This is a genomic window from Roseomonas genomospecies 6, from assembly GCF_008365375.1.
Taxonomy (GTDB): Bacteria; Pseudomonadota; Alphaproteobacteria; order Azospirillales; family Azospirillaceae; genus Azospirillum.
Genome location: NZ_QOKW01000002.1, coordinates 305348 through 323923, shown reverse-complemented (window position 1 = coordinate 323923; position 18576 = coordinate 305348). Strand labels below are relative to the sequence as shown.

The following is an 18576-nucleotide window of genomic DNA, read 5'->3' as shown; positions in this document are numbered from 1 at the left end:
CGGTCTGGCCTTCGCGGGCGTATGGCATAAATCCTTGATGACGAAAGCACCGCGTTCGTTTCCCTTGCAACGGGGAGGGCCATGGCATCGACGAAGCGGGACACCGCACCCGATCCGGAACGGCTCATCGGCGCGTGGCGCGACGCCGCCGCGGACGCCCGCCGTTGGCGTGACGATCCGGACCGCGTGGCCGCCCTGAAGGCGGCGCGCATCCGGCTGCACCAGCCGCCGCCGCCGCCGCCGCGCCCGCCCCAGCGGGTGCTGGCCGACGAGCTGCGCGCGGCCCGCGCCGCCTGGGAGGAGGGGCAGAGGCTGGACGGCACCGCCCGCGCGCTGGCCTACGCCAACCTCAAACGCTGGGAACCCGGCCTGTTCGGCTACAGCGAGACGCAGCGCTCCACCGCCGGCAAGATCGCCGCGTCGGAAGCGGCGGAGGCCCGTCGCGACGCGCAGGAGCGGGCGGAGGCCCAGGCCCTGATCCGCGCCTTCCGCCGCGTGCAGGATCGCGCCCGCAGCACGGCCCGCGCCGTGCAGGCCGATCCCCGCGCCCGCGCCATGGCGGCGGACGAGGGGTTGATGCTGCCGGGCGGGAGCCCGTCCGGCGGCGTGACGGCCCCGTGAGGCGCGGCCTCAAGGCCAACGACGATCAGGCGTCTTTCGCCTTGTTGCCCGCGGCCTTGCCCGATGAAAAGCTGCTGGAGATCCACCGCCGGCTCTGCCTGATCTTTGGCTGTCCGATCGCCTATTTCCGCGCGCTCGACCCGCTGAGCGAGCTGGTGTCCTCGCTGCTGTCGCACCGCACGCGCAACGCGGCCTCGGGAGCGGCCTTCCGGGCCTTGCGGGCGCGCTGGGGCGAGGATTGGGCCGCGGTGCGCGACGCCGATCCGGCGGAGGTGCAGACGATCATTGCCGGAGTGACGTGGCCGGAGCAGAAGGCGCCGCGCATCCAGGCGATCCTGCGCCGCATCACGGACCTGCGCGGCGAACTGTCCCTGGATTTCCTGGCGGAGATGACGGTGCCGGAGGCGCGGGCCTGGCTCCAGGAGCTTCCCGGCGTCGGCCCGAAGACCAGCGCCGCGGTGATGAGCTTCAGCAGCCTGCGCCGTCCCGCCCTTCCGGTGGACAGCCATCACCACCGCGTCGCCGTGCGCACCGGGCTGATCCCACCGACCGTGGCGGTCGGCCCGTCGCACACCATTCTGGAGGCGCGGCTGCCCCCGGAGTGGACAGCCCAGGAAATCTACGACCATCACGAGGTGATGATGTTGCACGGGCAGCGGGTCTGCTTCCACCGCAACCCGGCCTGCGAGCGCTGCGTCCTGCTGGATGTGTGCCCGGAGGGGCAGGGGCGGATGGGGGATGGGCGGACGTTGCCCCCTCCCTAACCCTCCCCCTCTTCGAGGTGGAGGGCGAGGTGGAGGAGACTGCCGCCGCTTCGCGGAAGGCACCCTCTCCCGCGAGAGCGGGGGAGGGCCGGGGAGGGGGCAGAGGGTTCCAAAACGTTCAATTCACCAACGGCGGGCGGCGCAGGCCCGGCAAGGGGGACGGGTTGCTCTTCTGCGGGCGTTCCCCCGTGGCGGCCTGTTCGGCGGCGTCCAGCATGGCTTCGGCCTGCTTCTGCACCGCGGCGGCGCGGGCACGGTCCACGGGGTCGGGGCTTTCCTTCCGGACATAGCCGGCGGCCTGTTCGGCGAGGTCGAGGGTTTCGACCACCTCTTCCATCGTTTCCTCCAGCGCGGCCACATCGACCTTCTTGCCGGTCATTTCGTCTTCTCCCGTCGTTGCGGTTGGTGAAGCCAACAGGAGCGGGGTGGCCGCCGTTCCCAATTCGGTAACCCGGGCGGCGGCCCTGGAAAAAAATCCGGAAGGGCGCGGGAATAGTTTTTTGCAGCGCACGTTCGTCTGTGTGTCCGGTGGCGCCCGCCACCCATCCCATCCAGGCTTGCGAAATCCCCACATGAGCAACCCGAAGCGTTCAATCCGGTCTGCGGCCTTGGCCGCGGCGATGCTCGCCGTGACTGCCGGCCACGCGTCCTTCTGGTCCTGGCGCAACGCGCCCACTCCTGTGGACGCAGTGCCGGGGCGCATCGAATCCGTCTCCTACTCCCCGTCGGGCCGCGACTACGACCCGAACCACCAGCCGGTGGTCGATGCGGTGGAACTGGACCGTGACATGACCGCCATCGCCGGCTTCGCCGACGGTGTCCGCACCTACTCCACGCTCGGCTCTCAGGGCGACGTGCCGGCCATCGCCGCCAAGCACGGCCTGGACGTCACGCTGGGCGTCTGGCTGAGCGACGACAAGGCCCGCAACGAGCGCGAGGTCGCCCGCGCCATCGTGCTGTCCCGCACCGTGCGCGGCATCGAGCGCGTCGTGGTCGGCAACGAGACTCTGCTGCGCGCCGAGCTGACCGACGCGGAACTGGCCTCCTACATCCGCCGCGTCCGCGCCGGCGTGCCGAAGCACATCACGGTCGGCACCGCCGACGTGTGGTCGGAGATCGTCAAGGCGAAGGAGACCATCGCGGCGTCCGACTATATGGGCGTCCACGTCCTGCCCTATTGGGAAGGCGTGCCGGTGGACAAGGCGCTGACCTGGATTCGCGACCGGCTGGACACCGTGCGCAAGGCGCATCCGGGCAAGCCGCTGTTCGTGGGCGAGGTGGGCTGGCCGTCGGGCGGCGAGAACTTCCACGACGCCTACCCGACGCCGCAGGCGCAGGCCTTCGTCGTCCGCAACTTCGCCGCCGAGGCGGGGATGCTGGGCATCGACTACAATGTGGTCGAAGCGTTCGACGGCATCTGGAAGTCCAGCATCGAAGGCTCGCCCGGTCCGACCTGGGGCGTGCTCGACGCCGACCGCGCGCCGAAATGGCCGCTGGCCGGCGACGTCCCGGCCCCCTGGGGCGACCGCATGGGCGCCGCCGTGGCGCTGGCCCTCGGCCTCGCCCTGTCGGCCTTCGCCGCCTTCCGCCGCCGCACCAACATGACCTACGCGCTGGCCGCGTCGGTGGGCGCCAACATCGTCGGCTTCGGCGTCGGTTCCGCCGTCGCCGGTGCCTACGCCGAGTATTTCACCTTCGGCGCCGCGGCCACCTGGGGCTCCGCCTTCCTGCTGGGCGCTCTAATGATGTCGGTGGCCTTCGCCGACCTGACCGAGGTCGCCCGCCGTCTGTTCACCGGCCGCGCCCCGGCCCTGCTGCCGCGGGTTCCCGCGGCGCCGGAGCACAAGCCGATGGTGTCGGTGCACATCGCCGCCTGCCGCGAGCAGCCGGACGTGCTGGCCGCCACGCTGACCTCGCTGGCCCGCGTGGACTACCCGGACTACGAGGTCGTCGTCCTCATCAACAACACCGAGGACGAGGCGCTGGTCCGCCCGGTGGAGGAGCTGTGCGCCGAGCTGGGTCCGAAGTTCAAGTTCCACTGGTACAAGAAGATTTCCGGCTTCAAGGCCGGCGCGCTGAACGCCGCGCTGCGCCACACCGACCCGCGGGCCGAGATCGTCGCCGTGCTGGACGCCGACTACACGGTCGATCCGGACTGGCTGAACAAGCTGGCCCCGACCTTCGCCGACCCGCGCGTCGGCATCGTCCAGGCCCCGCAGGAGCACCGCGACGGCCATGAGACGGCTCTGAAGGCCGCGATGACCGCCGAATACCGCCCCTTCTTCGACGTCGGCATGCAGGAGGGTCTGACCTCCCAGGCCTTCGTCTGCCACGGCACGATGATCATGCTGCGCCGCTCCGCCATGGATCGGGTGGGCGGCTGGTCGGAAGAGGGCATCTGCGAGGACACGGAGCTGGGCATCCGCATCCTGTCGGCGGGCTACCGCGCCGCCTACACGGACGAGCGGCTGGGCCAGGGCCTCGCCCCCGACAACTTCATGCAGTTCCGCAAGCAGCGCGACCGCTGGGTCTTCGGCTCCACCCAGATCCTGCGCGCCCACTGGCGGAAGTTCCTGCCCGGCGCCAAGGAGCTGACGACCGGCCAGAAGATCGGCTATCTGACCAACTGGGCGCGCTGGTGGTCCGATGCGGTGGGGGTGCTGGCCGCCGGTGCGGCGGTCACCTGGACCTTCGCGTCCCTGGTCCTGCCGCTGCACCTGCCGCCGGTCCAGGCCACCGCCGCGGTGCTGGGCGCCCTGGTTCTGCGCGCCGGGTCGAGCCTGCTGGCCTCGCGCTACGCCTCCGGCAATTCGTGGAAGGAGAGCGTCGGGGCCTGCGCCGTGGGCATGGCGCTGTCCACCACGGTGGCGCTGGCGGCTCTGCGCGGCGTGGTCCGCAAGCGCGACGCCTTCCGCGTCACCGCCAAGGGCGGCAAGCGGACCCAGGGCGCCTTCTGCGCCAAGCCGGAAGCCTGGCTGTCGGGTGCGCTGCTGGCCTCCGCGGTGACCGCGTGGTTCGCCAACCCGCTGGGCACCCTGTCGCTGGACCTGTGGGCGGTCCTGCTGGCCGCGATGGCCGTGCCGAACCTGATGGCCGTGGGCCTCGCGATCGGCGACATGTTGCCCGCCGGCACCCCGCGCCCGGCGCCGCTGCCCGCCCCGCAGGGCTCGGCCCAGCCCGCCGCCGCCCAGGCCAAGGCCGCCAACCAGCCGGTCGCCGCGTAACCTCCCGCATCGGCCCCGAACGGAAAAGCCCCCTTGCCGCCGGCAGGGGGGCTTTCTTCGTTCTGGAGAAAGATGGGGTTCAGCGCTTGCCCTTCTTTCCCTGGATGCTGGTGATCTGCTGGGTGGCGAGGTTGCCCTGGCCGATGGCGGCGTTGAAGGCGCTGCCGACGTTGTTGAACTGGATGCCGCCGCTGGCGAGCGCCGCGGGCAGATGCGGCAGCGGGCCGAAGTTGCTCATCACCGGGTCGAAGAAGCCTTCGGGAGGCGGGCCGCCGTTGCCGGTGGTTACGCCCGGCTGGGGTTTCGGAGTCGGGGCCTTGGCCGGCGCCGGAGCCTGCACCGGAGCGGCGGCCTGGACCGGGGAGGGCGTTTGCCCGAAGGAGGCCGGCACGGCGGCCTGCTCTGAAACATTGCCCCCAGCGGCACCGCCCCCAGCGGCACTGCCCCCAGCGGACCCGTCACCACCCTGGATGACGTACTGCTCCGTCACGTTGCTGTCGCCGAAGGACAGGGCCAGCGAGCTGTCGAAGTTGTTCACGATGAAGGGCGCGTCGATGAAGGTGAAGTTCGGCACGATGGGCTCCGGCGGCGGCTGGCGGCTGGCGGCCAGCGCCTGACCCTTGTTGAAGCCGCCCAGGAAGCCGGCGTCGCCGCGGATCTTGGCGATGGCCTGCTGGTGCGTGGCCTGACGGCTGACGTTGGGGTTGGTCACCGTCGCCCCTGGAGGCGCGCTGCGCCGGGCGGCGTTGACGAAGACGGGCTGGCGCGGCAGCAGGGGCGGCATCCCCATGCCCATGCCCATCGACATGCCGACCGCCGCGCCCAGCTGCGGGTTGACGGAGAAGCCGCCGGCATCCTGGGCGGCGGCGGTTCCGCCCAGCAGCGCCAGGGCGGCGAGGCCGGGCAGCAGCGGCGCGAAGCGGCGGGTGCGGACCATGGCGGGGCTCCTCTGTTCGGCGGTGTGCGCTGATCCTAGGGCGGAGGGCCGGGGAGCCGCTGTGAGGCGGACCACAGTCGGGGCGCTTTACGCCTCTTCCTCAAAAGGGAAGTTCTTGCCGAAGGGATGGTCGGGCAGCGGCACGGCCTGCGGGGGCAGCGGCGGCATGGGCATCGGTTTCAGGTCCGGCTGGGCCGGGCCGCGGCGGCAGGCGGTGTGGCCGTTGACGGTTTCGCAGGTCAGCGCGCCCGGCCCGGTCACGCAGGTCGTCCGGTCGTTGACCGTCTGGCACGACAGCGAGCCCGAGCCGCGGCTGCACACCGTCTTCCCGTTGACCGTCTGGCAGGCGAGGTTCTCGGCGGCGGCGGTCTGCGGGGTTCCGGCCACGGCCAGGATGACGGCGAGCGCACCGAAGACCGGCAGGGCGAAGCGGAGCATGGCGGCAGTCCTCCAATGAGGAATCCGGAAGGGGGCGCCGCCTTGCGGATCGGCGGCGCCGGACGGGGTGGATCACTGGGCCTTGAGACCGAACAGAGTCTGCCCGGCGGCGTTGCCGATGCCGGCGCCGACGTTGGTCGTCACCCCGACGTTGGTGTCGAGCAGGCCGCCCTTGCCGAAGCCGAAGGTGACGCCGGTGACGTTCTGCTTCGCCTTGTTGCCGATGCCGGCTGCGACGTTGGTGGCGACGCCGACGTTGGTGTTCACCAGCGACCCGCCGGTGCCCTGCTGCATGGTGAAGACGTTCTGCTTGGCCTTGTTGCCGATCCCCGCGGCGAGATTCGTCGCGACGCCGACGTTGGTGTTGGCGACGGAGGGTCCCGCGGCGAAGGGGCTGCCGAAGCCCGGCTGCATCATCATCGGGTTGACCGGCATGCCGCCGGTCTTCAGGTCGTTGGCGAAGGCGTGGGGGGCGGCGAGCAGCGTGGCGGCAGCGGCGGCGATCAGGGTCAGGCGGCGCATGGGCTGGGTCTCCTCCGGGGGTGTGGCCGTGTGTGGCTCGATGTCCGTGGAGGAGAGGGTAGGCGGATGACGCCCCCGCCGCTGTGGCCCGGGCCACAGTCGGGGAGGGATTTGAAGTCTCTTTGCCCCCACCCCGGCAATCAACGCGCGTGGCGGTCCAGGAACTGGCGGCAGGAGTCGAAGTCCTGGAGCACGGCGTCCGGCAACTCGACGCCCTTGCGGTCGGCGAGGCTGCGGGCGAAGGCGACCATCTTGTCGGTCGGGGCCTTCCGCCGTGCGCCGCCGGGAGGAGCCACGGGTGGCGCCACGGGAGGCGTCGTGATGGCCTCGGCGGCGGGGCTGATCGAGTCGGGCACCTTCGGCGCGGCCTTCGCCTTGCGGCTGCGGCGCGGCTTCTTCGGCGCTTCGGCCTCCGCACCGGCGGCAACGGCAACCGCCGGCTTGCGGCTGCGCGTGCGGGGCGTCCCTGCGGCCCTGGGGGTGGCGGAGCGCCGCCGCCCGGCGCCCCGTCCGGCGCGGACCGGAGCGCCGCGGACGCCGAGATCCACCGCGGGACCCCGGTTGCCGACCAGCGCGCCGATCAGTCGCCCGGCCTCGTCGGCGATGCCGTCGATGACGCTGCGGAAATCGGCGCGCCCGGTGACCACCTCGTCCAGCCGCATCTCCCACAGGGCGGTGGTGCCGGGATCGACCAGGGTGGGGGCGGCGCCGCGCAACGTCTCGAACAGTTGCAGCCCGGCGGGGGTGGGAACCAGCCATTTGCCGTCGGCGCCCAGCAGGTTCTGCCGGCGCAGGCCCTTGATGATCTCGGCGCGGGTGGCCGGGGTGCCGATGCCCTTGGCCTCCTTCAGCCGGTCGCGCAGCGCCGGGTCCTCCACGAAACGCCAGGCGTTCTGCATGGCGTCCACCAGGGTGCCTTCGTTGTAGCGCGGCGGCGCCTGGGTCCGCTTGGCCTCCACCCTGGGGTCGGAGAGGCGGGCGGGCTCGCCGTCAGTCAGCGGGGGGAGGGTCTGCTCCTCCTCCTTCTCCTCCGGCTTGCCGTCCGTCTCGGCGGAGCCGAAGGCCGCCTTCCAGCCGAGCTTCAGGGGGATGCGCCCGACCGCGCGGAAGACCACCGGCTTACCCTCGACCGGAACGTCCATCAGGACGGTGGTCTGCCGGTACTCGTAATCCGGCATCACCGCGGCGAGGTAGGAGCGGCAGATCAGAGCGTAGAGCCGCTTCTCGTCGTCGGTCAGGCGGTTCAGCCGGCTTTCCAGATCGTCCAGGACATTGACGTTGGGCACGATGGCGTGGTGCGACACGCCCTCCAGCGCCTTGTCGCAGAAATGGCCGGACTTGCCCCGGCGGATCACCGGGCGGGACAGGTCCAGATGGGCGAATCCGCGCAGCCGGGTCAGCGCCCCGGTGATGGCCGGCACGTCGGCGATCTGGTTTTCCGACAGATAGCGCGCCTCGGCGCGCGGGTAGGTGATGAGCTTCTTGCCCTCGCCGTCGTAAAGCTCCTGCGCGACCTCCAGCGTCCGGTCGGCGGTCCAGCCCCAGCGCTGGCCGCAGGTCTTCTGGAGCGCGGGCAGGTCGTAGAGCTTCGGCGGGGCCTGCCGCCGGTCCTCCACCGTCACCGACAGAGGGCCGTCGTGGCCGTCCGCGGCGCGGGCGATGGCCTCCGCACGGGCGCGATCCTTGATGCGGTCCTTCGGCGGCGGGGCGTGGCGCATCAGGAAGGAGCCGCCCGCGGCGGTGGCCGTCGCCACGACCTCGAAATAATCCTCCGGCTTGAAGTTGCGGATCTCCAGCTCGCGCAGGCAGACGATGGCCAGGGTCGGGGTCTTCACCCGCCCGATGCCGATCACCCCGCGCGTCCCGGGCGCCAGAAGCGTCTTGGTCGCCGTGCGGGTCAGGGACAGGTTGAAGATCTGGTCGGCCTGCTGGCGCGCCACCGCCGCCTCGTAGAGCGGGCGAAGCTCCGTGTTCGGCTTCAGCTTCGCGAAGGCGTCGCGGATCGTCTTGGGGTCCTGGGCGGTGAACAGGGCGCGCTGCACCCGCCCGCGGAAGCCCAGATGCTCCAGGATCTCCTGCCCGATCAACTGGCCCTCGCGGTCGCAGTCGGTGGCGAGGATGACCTGATCGCACCCTTTCAGCGCCGCCTTGATGGCCGCCAGCTTCGCCGTTTTGTTACCGCCGCCGTCGGGTCGGGTCGGGTAGAGTCCGTCGGGCTTGAGCAGGGTGGGCGACCAGCGCTTCCAGTCCGGGTTCACCTCGTCCGGTTCGGCCAGCCGCAGCAGGTGCCCCTCGGCCGGCAGGATGCGCCCGTAGCGCTCCCCCAGCGCGGCGCGCAGGTCCTTTGCCTGACTGGATTTTTCCGTGATGATGAGCGTGGCCATGGCCGCCATGGTAAGACGATTATGAAAACGTATCAAGAACGCTTGATGGCCGTCCTGCGCGGATTTCTTGTCGCAGCGACGCTGCTCCTATCGATCCTGCTGGCCGCCCTTCCGGCGGCGGCGCAGAACCCGCTGCTGCCGGGGATCGGGGCGAAGGACCGGCGCGTGGTGGTGGACGCCGCCCGCGCGCCCTGGAACAGCCTGGTCAGGGTGCAGAGCAATCTGGGCGCCCGCTGCACCGGCGTGCTGGTGGCGCCGCGCCGGGTGGTGACCGCGGCCCATTGCCTGCTCAACCGCGCGCAGCGCTTCCTGCCGGCCTCCTCCCTGCACGTCCTGTTCGGCTACGACCGCGGGGAGTATCGCCAGCACCGGGCCGTCGCCGCGCTGGAGACCGGCGGTCCCTATGACCGGGAACGGCGGCTGGACGGGCTCGTCGGCGACTGGGCGGTGCTGACGCTGGACGGCGACGCGCCGCAGGGGGTGGCGCCGCTGCCGCTCGCCCGAGTCCCGCCGGAACCGGGCACGCCCCTGATGCTGGGCGGCTACAGCCAGGACAAGGCCCACATCGTCACCGCCGACACCGGCTGCGCGGCGCGCGGACTCGACGACACGGAGCGGGGGGCGCTGCTGGTCCACGACTGCGACGGAACGCGCGGAGTCAGCGGGGCCGCTTTGCTGGTCCGCACACTTGATAATGGCGGGGCGGGGGAGGGCTGGGCGGTGGCCGGCATCGCGGTGGCCGCGGTCGGCGGGCCGTCCCCCCGCAACATCGCCGTGCCGACCGCCGCTTTCGTGGCCGCGGTCGAGGGAAATACGCCTTCTTTGCGGTGATGCGCGGGCGCTGGGCAGCTTTGAGCGGTGCCGCCTCATTTTTTGCTAGGCCGTTGGGCGTGAATCGCATAGACGTACGCGCGTTCAAGACCCCGTAACCGGAGCCGTACCCATGTCGATCCAGCGCTTCCATTCCGGACCGCGCATGAGCCAGATGGTCATCCACAAGGACACGGTCTACCTGGCCGGCCAGGTGGCCGACGATCCGACTCCGGACGTGGAAACGCAGACCCGCCAGATCCTGGGCCAGATCGACGCCCTGCTGGCGGAGGGCGGCACGGACAAGAGCAAGCTGCTGTCCGCCACCATCTATCTGACGGACATCGCCACCTTCGGCGCGATGAACAAGGCGTGGGAAGCCTGGGTCGACCCGGCCAACACGCCCGCCCGCGCCACGGTGGAAGCGAAGCTCGCCGCGCCGGAGTATCTCGTTGAAATTCAGGTGACGGCGGCCAAATAAGCTGCGTAACGGGGCGACCCGGCTCCCTCGGTTGGGGTTTGCCGGCGTGGCCCACCAGACTGTGAGGGCCGCGTGCTTCGAAAAAATCCGGAAGGCTTGACCTTCCGGATTTACAGAACGTTAATCACGCCTTAACAGATCACCCGTAAAACCCCGACCAACCTCTGCCGCCGGAGCGGACGACCGTCGTTGCGCTTCGATAGCTGCGTTACAGTAATGGATTCGCAACATGCCGCGCCAAACGCCTCTTTCTGACATCCGGAACATCGGCATCATCGCCCACGTCGATGCCGGCAAGACGACGACCACCGAGCGCATCCTCTATTACACCGGTCGTAAGCACACGATCATCGACGTGCACGAGACGAAGGACCTGAAGTCCTCGACCACGACCGACTACATGGAGCAGGAGCAGAAGCGCGGCATCACGATTCAGTCGGCTGCCGTCTCGGCCTTCTGGCGCAACAAGAAGATCAACGTCATCGACACCCCGGGCCACGTGGACTTCACCATCGAGGTGAACCGCTCGCTCCGCGTGCTCGACGGCGCGGTCGTGGTGTTCGACGGCGTGGCCGGCGTGGAGCCGCAGTCCGAGACCAACTGGCGTCTCGCGGACAACTACAACGTCCCGCGCATCTGCTACGTCAACAAGATGGATCGTTCGGGTGCGAACTTCCAGCGTTGCGTCGGCATGATCAAGAGCCGCCTGAACGCCCGCCCGGTCTGCATCCAGGTTCCGCTGGGCTCGGAAGACAACTTCCGCGGCATGGTCGACCTGATCGAGATGAAGGCGTACGTCTGGTTCTCGGACGACAAGGACGCCAAGTGGGAAATCTGGGAGGTCACCGACGATCTGGCGAGCAAGCTCAACCTGACCGTCAAGGAAGACCTGGACAACATCGCCAGCATCCCGGCCCTGCGCGCCGAGCTGGTCGACACCGCGCTGGAGATGGACGACGCGGCGATGGAAGCCTACCTGGAGTCGGGTGAGGAGCCGTCGGCCGAAGTGCTGCGCGCCTGCCTGCGCAAGGGCACCATCACCAGCACCTTCACCCCGGTCCTCTGCGGCTCGTCCTACAAGAACAAGGGCGTCTGCCAGGTTCTGGACGCGGTCGTCGACCTCCTGCCGGCCCCGACCGACGTCGAGGCCATCAAGACGGTGGACGAGGACGGCAACCCGAACGGCGAGCGTCTCAGCTCCGACGAAGCGCCCTTCGCGGCGCTGGCCTTCAAGGTCATCAACGACACCTACGGCTCGCTGACCTTCGTCCGCGTCTATTCGGGCGTGCTGACCAAGGGCATGTCGGTCCTGAACACGACCCGTGGCAAGCGCGAGAAGATCGGCCGCATGGTCGAGATGTTCGCCGCCCAGGCCAACCCGATCGAGGAAGCCCGCGCCGGCGACATCATCGCGCTCGTCTCCCTGCAGGAGACGGACACCGGTGACACGCTCTGCGACGCCTCGGCGCCGGTGATCCTGGAGCGCATGCGCTTCCCCGACCCCGTCATCAGCGTCTCGGTCGAGCCGAAGACCAAGGGCGAGCAGGAGAAGTTCTCCATCGCGCTCGGCAAGATGGTCCGCGCGGACCCGTCGCTCCGCCTGGAGACCGACCGTGAAACCGGCCAGACCATCCTGCGCGGCATGGGCGAGCTGCATCTGGAAGTGACGCTGGACCGTCTGCGCACGGAGTTCGGCGTGGAAGGCAACATGGGCAAGCCCCAGGTCGCCTACCGCGAGACGATCACCAAGCCGGTCGAGTACACCTACACCCACAAGAAGCAGACCGGCGGTTCGGGCCAGTTCGCCGAAGTCAAGATCGTCTTCGAGCCGCTGGAGCGCGGTGAGGGCTTCGTCTTCAAGGACGAGACGGTCGGTGGCACGGTGCCGCGCGAATACGTCCCGTCGGTCGCGAAGGGCCTGGAAATGCAGAAGGAAGAGGGCGTCCTCGCCTCCTATCCGACTGTGGACTTCCGCGCCCGCCTGGTGGACGGCAAGTACCACGACGTCGACTCGAACGCCCTGACGTTCGAAATCGCCGCCAAGGCCTGCTTCCGCGAGGCTCTGAAGCTCGCCGCTCCGATCCTGCTGGAGCCGGTCATGAAGGTCGAGGTCGTGACCCCGGACGATTACCTGGGCGACGTCATCGGCGACGTGAACCGCCGCCGCGGCACGGTGCTGGGCCAGCTCGAGCGTGGCACCAACATCGCCGTGGAGGCCCATGTGCCGCTGAACGAGATGTTCGGCTACATCGGCCAGCTCCGTGGCATGACCTCGGGCCGTGCGTCCTACTCGATGGAGTTCAGCCACTACGAGCCGGTGCCGCGCAACGTCACCGAGGAAATCGTGGCGGGCCGCAGCAAGGCCGCCTGATAAAGGCCGCCTGATGGCGGGCTGTTGCCTCCAGGAAAACGGGCCGGCGGAGCGATCCGCCGGCCTTTTTCTTTGCCTGGGCGTCATTGCCTCGGCCTCATGGGCGGAGTATGGGGCGGAGTATGCCGCCGGGATGAGGGACTCTTCTTGCGGCGACACCACCTTTGGATGAGTGTTGCGCACAGGTGACGCATCCCAGTTTTTGGGTATGACCCAGCGAATCTTCTTGCCCGTGGCCTTCCTGGCCCTTCTGCTCCTCGGCGCTTCCGGCCCCGGTACGCGGGCTTGGGCAGGGCAGGAGGACGCGCGACTCGGTGGACTGTTCCAGGATCTGCAGACCGCCGGCGATGCCGTCGCGGCGGAGGCGGTGGAGAACAGCATCTGGGACATCTGGCTGGAGCATCCCAACGACGATCTGATCGTCCTGATGCACCACGGCGTGCAGGACCTGAACGCCGACCGCTACGGCGAGGCTCTGGCCGCCTTCGATCAGGTGGTCGCCGCCGACCCGACCTACGCCGAAGGCTGGAACAAGCGGGCCAACGCCGAATATCTGCTGGGCGATTACGACGCCGCGGTGCGGGACATCCGCCGGGTGCTGGCTCTGGAGCCGCGCCATTTCGGGGCGCTGGCCGGGCTGGGCCTCGTCTATCTCGCCATCGACCAACCGGCGGGGGCGCTGCGCGCCTTCGACGCGGCTCTGGCCATCAACCCGCATCTGGAACTCGTGCGCCGGCAAGCCATGAACATCCGCCTGCGCATGGCCGGTTCGGCCCTGTGAACGCGGCGGCGTCTTCTATTCCCTCCCTGAAAATCATTTAATCCGCCCGCAAGCCCCCCGTGACCCGGCGCCCGCTACTTATGGGGCAACGATCAACGCACGCCAGTCACGGAGAGCAACCGATGTCCACCCCCGCCAACGCCGGGTCCGCCCCGCGATCGAGTCGGGTGCGGCGCACCATCGCCGCCCTTCTCCTCGGCACCACGGTGCTGACCGGTCCATTCCTCATCGCCGCCCCGCAGCCCGCCGCCGCCGTGGAGAGCGTCCCGTCCCAGAGCGTTCCCGGAAGCTTCGCCGACCTGGCGTCCCGGGTGTCGCCCGCCGTCGTGAACATCTCCACCACCCAGCAGGTGAAGGCCGAGCGCGCCAACCCGCGGCTGCCCGCCTTCCCGCCGGGATCGCCCTTCGAGGAGTTCTTCCGCCAGTTCCAGGACCAGCTCGGCCAGGATGGCGTCCCTGATGGCGGTCCGGAGGCGCAGCCGCGCGGCAAGGTCGGCTCGCTCGGCTCCGGCTTCATCATCGACGCCGCCGGCCATGTGGTGACCAACAACCACGTCATCGACGGCGCCGACGAGATCACGGTGACGCTCCAGGACGGAACGGAACTGCCCGCCACCCTGGTCGGGCGCGACGCCAAGACCGACATCGCCCTGCTGAAGGTGAAATCCGACAAGCCGCTGCCGTCCCTGGAGTGGGGCGACAGCGACGCCGCCCGCGTCGGCGACTGGATCATGGCCGTCGGCAATCCCTTCGGCCTGGGCGGCACGGTGACCAGCGGCATCATCTCGGCCCGCGGGCGCGACATCCACAGCGGCCCCTACGACGACTATCTCCAGCTCGATGCCGCCATCAACCGGGGCAACTCCGGCGGCCCGACCTTCACCATGGACGGCCGGGTGATCGGCATCAACACCGCCATCTATTCGCCGAACGGCGGCTCGGTCGGCATCGGCTTCGCCATTCCGTCCAACATCGCCAAGCAGGTCGTGGCCCAGTTGAAGGAGAACGGCCATGTGGAGCGCGGCTGGCTGGGCGTGAAGATCCAGGAAATCTCGCCGGAGATCGCCGAGTCGGTCGGCCTGTCGCAGCCCAAGGGCGCCCTGGTCGCAGAGGTGACCCCGGACAGCCCCGCCGCCAAGGCCGGCGTCCGCCAGGGCGACGTGATCCTGTCCTACGGCGGCAAGCCGGTGAACACGCTGCGCGACCTCACCCGCCGGGTGGCCGACACCAAGGCCGGCGACAAGGTGGACCTGACCGTGGTCCGCAAGGGCAAGGAGATGACGCTCGCCGTCAGCATCGCGCCGTTGCCCGCGGAGCAGCGCGTGGCCGCGGCGGAGGAGGCCGGCCCCGCCGCCGACAGCGCGGTGGAAGCCGTGAAGGGGCTGAAGCTCGCCCCGCTGGACGGCGCCGCCCGCAGCCGGCTCGGCCTCGGCGCGGAGGTGAAGGGCGTGGTCGTCGCGTCGGTCTCTCCCCAGGCCGGTGACGTGGCGGTCCGTCCGGGCGACGTGATCGTCAAGGTCGGCGACAACGCCGTGACCTCCCCCGCGGAGGTGACCCGGAGCCTGCACGAGGCCGAGAAGAACGGCCGCAAGGCGGTCCTTCTGCTGGTCAACCGCGGCGGCAACGAGAGCTTCGTCCCGCTGAAGCTCGGCAAGGCGTGACTTGGGGAAACACCGGTGCTTCTCTCCCGTCACCGGTGACGGGGTGGAGGATGTCCGCGGCGCGAGCCCCCGCTCCGCAGGCATCCTCCACCCTACGTTCCGTTTGGCCTTCCATCTTCCGGGATGGGCGAAGGCCATTCGACTTTGGACCGGCGGAAGGATGCGGTAATCTCATGCTCATGAAAGTCCTCGTCATTGAAGACGACCAGCAGGCCGCCTCCTACCTCGCCAAGGGACTGAAGGAGGCCGGGCATGTCGTGGACGTCGCCAACGACGGCAAGGAGGGGCTGTTCCTGGCCGGCTCCGAGCATTACGACGTCATGATCGTCGATCGGATGCTGCCGGGCCGCGACGGGCTGTCGCTGGTCGAGATCCTGCGCGCCACGGGCAACGACACGCCGGTGCTGTTCCTGTCGGCGCTCGGCAGCGTGGACGACCGGGTGAAGGGGCTGAAGGCCGGCGGCGACGATTACCTGACCAAGCCCTACGCCTTTTCCGAATTGCTCGCCCGGATCGAGGTGCTGGTGCGCCGCCGCAGCGCCGCCCAGCCGCAGACCCGTCTGGTGGTGGCCGACCTGGAATTGGACCTGCTGTCGCGCACGGTCCGCCGCGCCGGCAAGTCCATCGACCTGCTGCCGCGCGAGTTCGCCCTGCTTGAGTATCTGATGCGCAACGCCGGCAGCGTGGTGACCCGCACCATGATGCTGGAGAATGTGTGGGACTATCACTTCGACCCGCAGACCAACGTCATCGACGTGCACATCGCCCGTCTGCGCCAGAAGATCGACAAGGATTTCCCGACTCCGCTGATCCACACGGTGCGCGGCGCCGGCTACAGCCTGCGGGCGCCGCAGTGACGATGGTGGGGATGGTGGCAGGCGGTGGAGCGTGAAGGCTGCCGCTTCCACCCTGCGGCTTCTGCGCACGACGCCGTTCCGGCTGGCCCTGCTTTACCTGGGCCTGTTCATCATTTCGGTCAGCGTGATCCTGGCGGTCGTGTACCGCTCCACCGCGGGCTTCCTGGAGGAGGAGATCGGCGCCACCATCGCGCTGGAGGTTGCCGGGCTTCAGGACCAGTACCGCAACGCCGGCCTGCGCGGGCTGGTCGATTCCGTGCGGGAGCGCAGCGCGGTCTCCCACACCAACTCCATCTATCTGCTGACCACGCCGGGCGGAGTCATCCTGGCCGGAAACCTGTCGGGCTGGCCCGATGCGGAACCGGGGCCGGGCGGCTGGACCCACTTCAAGATTTCCGACTACGGCGGCGTGAACAACCGGCCCTCCACCGCCATGGCGGTGTCCTTCGTCCTGCCCGGCCAGTTCCGCCTGCTGGTGGGCCGCGACATGAGCGAGCTGGACCAGCTCCGCGGGCGCATGGCCGTGTCTCTGCGCTGGGTCTTCCTGGTGACGGTGGCGCTGGGGCTGGGCGGCGGCCTGCTGCTGGCGCGTGGCGCCATGCACCGGATCGAGGCGATCAACCGCACCACCCACCGCATCATGGCCGGCGACCTGTCGGGCCGCGTTCCGCGGGGCGGCGGTGGGGACGAGATCGACCGGCTGGCCGGCAACCTGAACGCCATGCTGGACCAGATCGAGCGGCTGATGACCGGCATGCGGCAGGTGACCGAAAGCGTGGCGCACGACCTGCGCACGCCGCTGTCGCGTCTGCGCGCCCGCGTCGAACTGGCCCTGATCCGTGAGACCGAAGACCCGGAGGTCTACCGCGCCGTGCTTCAGGACACGATCCTGGAGGCCGACCGGCTGCTCGCCACCTTCACGGCGCTGCTGTCGATCGCGGAGGCCGAATCCGGCGCCAACCGCAAGGCGCTGGAGCCGGTGCAACTGGCCGGGGTGGTGCGGCTGGCCGCCGACCTCTACGAACCGGTGGCGGAGGAGAAGGGTCTGACGCTCACCACGGACATCCGGGCGGAACCGACCGTGCACGGGAACGAGCAGTTGCTGGCCCAGGCCGTGTCGAACCTGCTGGACAACGCCATCAAATACACGCCGGAAGGCGGGCGGGTGGCGCTGCGTCTGGAAGGCGAGGGGACGGGACAGGCCGCCCGCATCACCGTGGCGGACAACGGTCCGGGCATCCCGCCCGACATGCGGGAGAAGGTGCTGGAGCGCTTCGTCCGGCTGGACGCCGCGCGGGCCTCGCCGGGGAACGGGCTGGGGCTCAGCCTCGTGGACGCGGTGGCGCGGCTTCACGGCGCGTTGCTGCGGCTGGAGGACAACGCGCCGGGGCTGCGGATCGGCATCGTCTTCCCGAAGGACGCGGGTTGAGCCGTCCCCGCAAGAAAAGAGCCCGCCGTTTCCGGCGGGCTTTTAAGGTGACATCAGCGAGAATGACTCCTTGGCGTCAGACATGATATGGGGCGCCAACCGCCGGCGCGCATTCGGATAAGCGTATTAGCACGAAGGTACTAGCGGCGCGGCGGTGCAACTCTTTCCTGCGGGCGGCGTTTGTCCATCGGACCGGCAAGCCGGTGGCAACGGCGGATGGGAACGATGGACGCGACCGGACAGGCCCCCTTGCAGGCCGGCGAAGCGGCGACCGCCGGGCGGAGCAGCGCGACCGAACTGAAGCTGTTCACCTGGAAGGTGCTGATCGCCGCGGGCGTGCTGGGCACGCTGTTCCTGGCCTGGCAGGTGGCGGACGCGCTTCTGCTGGTCTTCGCGGGCGTGCTTCTGGCGATCCTGTTCCAGCGCATGGCCGGGCTGGTGCGCCGCTTCACCGGGCTTCCGCAGGGCTGGGCGCTGGGCGTCGTGCTGCTGTTGCTGGCGGCGCTCCTGGTCGGCGGCGGGTTCCTGATGGGCCATTCGGTGGTCAGCCAGTTCGACCAGCTCTCGCAACAGGTCAGCGGCGCCGTGCAGCAGCTTCCGGCGTCGCTGCGCGACCAGATCATGGAGCAGGGGCGGGACGCGTCATCCTGGATGAACCGGCTACGCTCCGTCGCGTCCAGCGTCATGTTCTTTCTGGGCGATCTGGTGGTGGTGATGTTCACGGCCATCTATCTGGCGGCCTCGCCCGGAGTCTACCAGCGCGGCGTCGTCCTTCTGGTGCCGCCGCGCGGCCACGACCGCGCGCGGGAGGTGCTGGACGTGACGGGGGAGTCGCTGTGGAAATGGCTGATCGGACAGTTGGCCTCCATGGCCATCGTCGGCGTGCTGACCACGGCGGGGCTCCTGCTGCTGGGCATCCCCAGCGCCCCGGCGCTCGGCCTTCTGGCGGCCCTGCTGGAGTTCATCCCGCTGATCGGCCCGTTCCTGGCCGCCGTTCCGGCGATCCTCATCGCCTTCGCCCAGTCGCCGCAGGATGCGCTGTGGGTGGCGGGGCTCTATGTGCTGATCCAGCAGGTGGAGGGCAACGTCGTCATGCCGCTGATGCAGAAGAAGGTGGTGGACCTGCCCCCCGTCATCACCATCGCCGCCATCGCGGCGGGCGGGGTGCTGTTCGGGCTGATGGGCATGTTCCTCGCGACACCCTTCGCGGTCGTCCTGCTGGTGCTGGTGAACATGCTCTACATCGAGGACAAGCTGGGGCAGGGGCGGCACTTCCCCAGCGAGGAGCAGGAGTGA

General features: G+C 69.6%; 16 protein-coding genes. 11 read left to right on the top strand and 5 right to left on the bottom strand.

The annotated features are described in order from the left end of the window. The first annotated feature begins 81 nt into the window (after positions 1-81). A complete protein-coding gene (locus DS843_RS03955) occupies positions 82-621 on the top strand; it encodes a hypothetical protein (protein WP_149467593.1) in 540 nt (179 codons plus the stop codon). Beyond that, the gene (locus tag DS843_RS03950; RefSeq protein WP_286191921.1) at positions 618-1385 is read left to right on the top strand and encodes an endonuclease III domain-containing protein; all 768 of its coding nucleotides are present in this window, start codon (positions 618-620) and stop codon (positions 1383-1385) included. The genes DS843_RS03955 and DS843_RS03950 overlap by 4 nt, the downstream gene beginning before the upstream one ends. A 118-nt stretch (positions 1386-1503) precedes the next feature. Here the strand turns inward: DS843_RS03950 and DS843_RS31035 are convergent, their stop codons facing one another. Then, positions 1504-1764: a hypothetical protein gene (locus DS843_RS31035; RefSeq protein ID WP_167525189.1), complete on the bottom strand. Its 261-nt coding sequence runs from the start codon at positions 1762-1764 to the stop codon at positions 1504-1506. 193 nt (positions 1765-1957) lie between these two features. Between DS843_RS31035 and DS843_RS03940 the strand changes: the two genes are divergently transcribed. After that, on the top strand, positions 1958-4609 hold the full coding sequence (locus DS843_RS03940; protein ID WP_149467591.1) for a glycosyltransferase: 2652 nt from the start codon (positions 1958-1960) through the stop codon (positions 4607-4609). 79 nt (positions 4610-4688) lie between these two features. On the opposite strand, the gene DS843_RS03935 is transcribed toward DS843_RS03940, so the two are convergent. The 4 genes from DS843_RS03935 to DS843_RS03920 all read right to left on the bottom strand — a co-directional run bounded on the left by DS843_RS03935 (position 4689) and on the right by DS843_RS03920 (position 8890). Next, positions 4689-5546 (bottom strand): hypothetical protein, encoded by an 858-nt coding sequence (locus tag DS843_RS03935; protein WP_149467590.1) that lies wholly within the window; start codon positions 5544-5546, stop codon positions 4689-4691. A gap of 87 nt (positions 5547-5633) precedes the next feature. Beyond that, positions 5634-5984, bottom strand: a complete 351-nt coding sequence (locus tag DS843_RS03930) for a hypothetical protein (protein WP_149467589.1) — start codon at positions 5982-5984, stop codon at positions 5634-5636. Between the two features lie 72 nt (positions 5985-6056). Further along, positions 6057-6506 carry a hypothetical protein gene (locus DS843_RS03925; protein WP_149467588.1) on the bottom strand — a complete coding sequence of 150 codons (450 nt, stop codon included), beginning with the start codon at positions 6504-6506 and terminating at the stop codon, positions 6057-6059. A gap of 140 nt (positions 6507-6646) precedes the next feature. Further along, positions 6647-8890, bottom strand: coding sequence for a DNA topoisomerase (locus tag DS843_RS03920; protein ID WP_286191920.1), 2244 nt, complete (start codon positions 8888-8890; stop codon positions 6647-6649). Between the two features lie 45 nt (positions 8891-8935). On the opposite strand from DS843_RS03920, the gene DS843_RS03915 reads away from it, so the two are divergent. The 8 genes from DS843_RS03915 to DS843_RS03880 all read left to right on the top strand — a co-directional run bounded on the left by DS843_RS03915 (position 8936) and on the right by DS843_RS03880 (position 18576). Beyond that, positions 8936-9721: a trypsin-like serine peptidase gene (locus DS843_RS03915; RefSeq protein WP_286191919.1), complete on the top strand. Its 786-nt coding sequence runs from the start codon at positions 8936-8938 to the stop codon at positions 9719-9721. Between the two features lie 112 nt (positions 9722-9833). Beyond that, positions 9834-10181, top strand: a complete 348-nt coding sequence (locus tag DS843_RS03910; RefSeq protein WP_149467585.1) for a RidA family protein — start codon at positions 9834-9836, stop codon at positions 10179-10181. A gap of 229 nt (positions 10182-10410) precedes the next feature. Next, positions 10411-12552, top strand: coding sequence for an elongation factor G (gene fusA, locus DS843_RS03905; RefSeq protein WP_149467584.1), 2142 nt, complete (start codon positions 10411-10413; stop codon positions 12550-12552). Positions 12553-12760: 208 nt separating this feature from the next. Continuing rightward, the gene (locus DS843_RS03900) at positions 12761-13333 is read left to right on the top strand and encodes a tetratricopeptide repeat protein (protein WP_149467583.1); all 573 of its coding nucleotides are present in this window, start codon (positions 12761-12763) and stop codon (positions 13331-13333) included. Between the two features lie 122 nt (positions 13334-13455). After that, positions 13456-14994 carry a DegQ family serine endoprotease gene (locus DS843_RS03895; protein WP_149467582.1) on the top strand — a complete coding sequence of 513 codons (1539 nt, stop codon included), beginning with the start codon at positions 13456-13458 and terminating at the stop codon, positions 14992-14994. Positions 14995-15173: 179 nt separating this feature from the next. Continuing rightward, positions 15174-15851: a winged helix-turn-helix domain-containing protein gene (locus DS843_RS03890; protein ID WP_149467708.1), complete on the top strand. Its 678-nt coding sequence runs from the start codon at positions 15174-15176 to the stop codon at positions 15849-15851. Between the two features lie 31 nt (positions 15852-15882). Then, the gene (locus DS843_RS03885; RefSeq protein ID WP_149467581.1) at positions 15883-17280 is read left to right on the top strand and encodes a sensor histidine kinase; all 1398 of its coding nucleotides are present in this window, start codon (positions 15883-15885) and stop codon (positions 17278-17280) included. 225 nt (positions 17281-17505) lie between these two features. Further along, on the top strand, positions 17506-18576 hold the full coding sequence (locus DS843_RS03880) for an AI-2E family transporter (RefSeq protein ID WP_149467580.1): 1071 nt from the start codon (positions 17506-17508) through the stop codon (positions 18574-18576).

Coding starts and splice junctions, on each gene's coding strand:
- DS843_RS03955 (WP_149467593.1), top strand. CDS start 82: ATGGCATCGACGAAGCGGGACACCGCACCCGATCCGGAACGGCTCATC.
- DS843_RS31035 (WP_167525189.1), bottom strand. CDS start 1,764: ATGACCGGCAAGAAGGTCGATGTGGCCGCGCTGGAGGAAACGATGGAA.
- DS843_RS03940 (WP_149467591.1), top strand. CDS start 1,958: ATGAGCAACCCGAAGCGTTCAATCCGGTCTGCGGCCTTGGCCGCGGCG.
- DS843_RS03935 (WP_149467590.1), bottom strand. CDS start 5,546: ATGGTCCGCACCCGCCGCTTCGCGCCGCTGCTGCCCGGCCTCGCCGCC.
- DS843_RS03930 (WP_149467589.1), bottom strand. CDS start 5,984: ATGCTCCGCTTCGCCCTGCCGGTCTTCGGTGCGCTCGCCGTCATCCTG.
- DS843_RS03925 (WP_149467588.1), bottom strand. CDS start 6,506: ATGCGCCGCCTGACCCTGATCGCCGCCGCTGCCGCCACGCTGCTCGCC.
- DS843_RS03920 (WP_286191920.1), bottom strand. CDS start 8,890: ATGGCCACGCTCATCATCACGGAAAAATCCAGTCAGGCAAAGGACCTG.
- DS843_RS03915 (WP_286191919.1), top strand. CDS start 8,936: ATGGCCGTCCTGCGCGGATTTCTTGTCGCAGCGACGCTGCTCCTATCG.
- DS843_RS03910 (WP_149467585.1), top strand. CDS start 9,834: ATGTCGATCCAGCGCTTCCATTCCGGACCGCGCATGAGCCAGATGGTC.
- fusA (WP_149467584.1), top strand. CDS start 10,411: ATGCCGCGCCAAACGCCTCTTTCTGACATCCGGAACATCGGCATCATC.
- DS843_RS03900 (WP_149467583.1), top strand. CDS start 12,761: ATGACCCAGCGAATCTTCTTGCCCGTGGCCTTCCTGGCCCTTCTGCTC.
- DS843_RS03895 (WP_149467582.1), top strand. CDS start 13,456: ATGTCCACCCCCGCCAACGCCGGGTCCGCCCCGCGATCGAGTCGGGTG.
- DS843_RS03890 (WP_149467708.1), top strand. CDS start 15,174: ATGAAAGTCCTCGTCATTGAAGACGACCAGCAGGCCGCCTCCTACCTC.
- DS843_RS03880 (WP_149467580.1), top strand. CDS start 17,506: ATGGACGCGACCGGACAGGCCCCCTTGCAGGCCGGCGAAGCGGCGACC.